The organism is Blastomonas sp. (assembly GCF_041747255.1).
Classification (GTDB): Bacteria; Pseudomonadota; Alphaproteobacteria; order Sphingomonadales; family Sphingomonadaceae; genus Blastomonas.
Map to the genome: position 1 here is coordinate 1 of NZ_JBGTFM010000358.1, position 2,445 is coordinate 2,445.

Consider the following 2,445-nt stretch of genomic DNA (forward strand, 5'->3'; position numbering starts at 1 on the left):
GCCGACACGCTGCTGATCGCCGCGCGCCCCGCCGAGCTGGCGCAGTTGCAGGACAACATCCATCTCGCCGGCATTTCGACCGCCAATGCGACGCCGTATCGCCGCGCCAAGGCCCCGATAGCGGTGCTGACGCTGCTGGCGACGGTGTTCGCCGCAGCGCTGGGTGTCATGCCAATCGAGGGGCTGGCGATCATCGGGGTGGCGGTCGTGCTGATCACCCGCACCATCGATCCCGCCGAAGCCTGGGCCGCGATCGACGGCAGCCTGCTGGTGCTGATCTTTGCGATGCTCGCCATCGGCACCGGCTTCCAGAATGCGGGCAGCGTCGACTTGATCGTTGGCTGGGTGGCGCCCGTGCTCAGCACCGCGCCGATGTTCCTGCTGATCCTGATGATCTATGCGCTGACATCGTTGCTCACCGAAGCGGTCACCAACAATGCCGTCGCGGTGGTGCTGACGCCGCTGGTCATCGGGCTTGCAGCGGGCATCGGCATTGATCCGCGCCCGCTGTTGGTGGCGGTGATGCTCGGCGCGTCAGCGAGCTTCGCAACGCCCATCGGTTACCAGACCAACACCATGGTCTATGCCGCTGCAGACTATCGCTTTGCCGATTTCCTCAAGATCGGCGTGCCGATGAACATCATCGTCGGTATTGCCGCATCGGCAGCGATCTACTGGGTTTACTGACCAATTCGCGAATTTCCCACCATTCACGCCCAGCAGACCTACCCACCAATGGAATTGGCTTTGCAAAATAAATTTCGCGTGCAGAATTCTTGCGCATCACACATTGCGATTTGCGTAACGGACTACCGTGACGGCACGGATAGGAATCGCCTCTGTGTATTCAGCCCACGGCGCGTAGTATCACTCGTCGCCGCTTGGCCATGGAACTGCTGGAACATTAATGGAAGTCCCGCATTTTTCTGCAGCAAAAGCCTCGCATTCAGCTTTCGATGCAGGACCGAAGGCAAGAAAGTATATCGCTAGCACCATGGTGTCTGCGGGCACCACGATACAACCGTGAAGGCGGCCATCGCCAACGGGCAAACGTGCGTAAACCAAGAATTCGTCACGATCGGCCGCGCCTTCTGCAACAGCGAAGTGGGATTCCTCTTCGAACACGTTCTTGACAGGAACATCCACGGATCCCGTGGCATCATAGACCGTGATTGCCTCGGAATCGTCCGAACCGAAGACCGTTATACTGATGTCAAATGGCAGCATTGCAGGTAAGCAGATGTCCGATACATAGAACGCCATGTCGTAAAAAGGCGGCCGAATACGCTCGGGTCGCTGTTCGAGTTGCGCCTTATAATTTGCGCAGTTGAGAAGACCGACCGCACGCAAAGTGACAAGGCCGTCCGGTTCTGATCTGATTGCGGTATATGTACCCGTACCGAGCACCCGTCGTATCTTGGTTTCGTTCATTGACCTTGCCCCCTTGGCTTAATGCGTCTCGCCGACCTCGAGTTCCAGGCATTTCTTGCCTTCGAAGAACATCTCGACTTTCTCGTATTGCCCTTGCTGAGCAGGAGCCTCGAATCTGACGTCGCGCGGGGCGACATCAGACGTGCCAAAATCGCCATCCTGCACGATTGTTAGGTCAAGCAACAAGATCACAGGGTTGAAACTTGGCGAGACGCTCTCTGTCAGCTTTGGCACCATATTGCCGCTATTGGTCACGACCTTGCCAACAACATACAGGGTGGGATCAGACCCCGGCATAAGGTCGATCCATGCATTGAAATCAGACATCTCAGGACAAGTCATCGTTACCCCCCAGGTAGTTTGTTAAACCATCCTTAATCGTCTCATCTGAACTGTCATCAGTCAATAAATTTAGTTCGTATTGATCGCCAAAAATTGCAAAAAATGTAATTTTCTTGAATTTATAGTTATGATATCGGCCCTTGAATAAACCGTAGCCATGCCGTGTGGCCCACCGCGATCAACTGGAGCGCTTCGCGCAGGGTTTGTGCTGGGAGTTGGTACTGATCAATATCGGCCTGCCGCCTTCGCAAAATTCATCCTGATCTCCGATTCTCCGTCGACCAGTCAGGGGCCCAATTTCGCTTATGGGCTCACAGCGGCAATGGCGCGCACCCACAAATAGATGTAACCGCGGATTTCGCCGATCCTCTTTTGTTTGTTGCCGAGCAGTTGGAGTTCGACATTGCGTCTCTTCCGGGTGATCTCACAAATTCCGAGCGTCAAGCGTTCGCGCGGGCCCTCGAGGACGCATGTCTTTTTGAGGCGTTGAAGTGACGAGCGCAGCGCCGCAAGCAGTCGACATTGATGCGAATAGCGCATTCAAGCTGCAGATTTAGAGCGGTTTTCGATCATTCCGGGTCATACCCGCAAGAGCTGAAGTAGTTGGCGCATTCGCTGGGCTGGAAGATATCGACGAGCCTGCCGATGAGATCCCACAGGCCGCTGACGGTT

Annotated in this window: 3 protein-coding genes and 1 pseudogene; 1 reads left to right on the forward strand and 3 read right to left on the reverse strand. The window is 55.7% G+C overall.

Annotated elements, in window-relative coordinates; genetic code table 11:
* On the forward strand, positions 1 to 687 hold a 687-nt coding region (locus tag ACEW8G_RS12195; protein WP_373488688.1), incomplete at its 5' end, for an SLC13 family permease.
* A gap of 180 nt (positions 688 to 867) precedes the next feature.
* Here ACEW8G_RS12195 and ACEW8G_RS12200 read toward each other — a convergent pair.
* From ACEW8G_RS12200 to ACEW8G_RS12210, 3 genes and pseudogenes are all read right to left on the reverse strand, one after another.
* Positions 868 to 1,431, reverse strand: coding sequence for a hypothetical protein (locus ACEW8G_RS12200; RefSeq protein ID WP_373488689.1), 564 nt, complete (start codon positions 1,429 to 1,431; stop codon positions 868 to 870).
* Positions 1,432 to 1,449: 18 nt separating this feature from the next.
* Positions 1,450 to 1,728, reverse strand: coding sequence for a hypothetical protein (locus tag ACEW8G_RS12205; protein ID WP_373488690.1), 279 nt, complete (start codon positions 1,726 to 1,728; stop codon positions 1,450 to 1,452).
* A gap of 614 nt (positions 1,729 to 2,342) precedes the next feature.
* A pseudogene (locus tag ACEW8G_RS12210) lies at positions 2,343 to 2,445 on the reverse strand (IS630 family transposase); the annotation flags it as partial.